At 71.7% G+C, this 501-nt stretch carries 1 protein-coding gene; it reads left to right on the top strand.

Annotated features, from left to right (window positions below):
* The coding region (locus tag IU459_RS37560) for an AMP-binding protein (protein ID WP_195134311.1) at window positions 1–501 on the top strand (501 nt) is incomplete at both ends.

The following is a 501-nucleotide window of genomic DNA, read 5'->3' as shown; positions in this document are numbered from 1 at the left end:
CCGCGGGCATGGCCGCGGTGATCTCCTTCGCCACCGACCTGTTCGACGCCCCGACCGTCGCGGAGTTCGGCCGCCGCTACCTGCGCGTGCTCGAAGCCGCCGTCGCCGCGCCGGAGACCGCCGTGCGGGACATCAAGATCCTCGACGAGGCCGAGCGCGCTCGCGTGCTCACCGAGTGGAACCACACGCGGCACGGTCTGCCCGCGGCCACCGTGCTCGAGCTGTTCGAGGAGCAGGTGCGGGCCAGGCCCGACGACCCCGCCGTGGTGTTCGACGGTGGCATGCGTGCGGTGGATGAGTTCGGCCCTCCGATCGAGCTCAACTACGCCGAATTCGCCTTCCGGGTGAATCGCTTGGCGCGCAAGCTGATCGATGCGGGCGTCGGCCCGGAGTCGCTGGTCGCGGTCGGCATCCGCCGGTCGGTGGACATGCTGGTGGCGATCTACGCCACCATGACCGCGGGCGGCGGCTACGTGCCGATCGACCCGGACCACCCGGCCG

Source organism: Nocardia amamiensis (genome assembly GCF_015477605.1).
GTDB classification, from domain to species: domain Bacteria; phylum Actinomycetota; class Actinomycetes; order Mycobacteriales; family Mycobacteriaceae; genus Nocardia; species Nocardia amamiensis_A.
The sequence above is the reverse complement of the archived record's forward strand: the minus strand, read 5'-3'. Positions and strand labels throughout refer to the sequence as shown.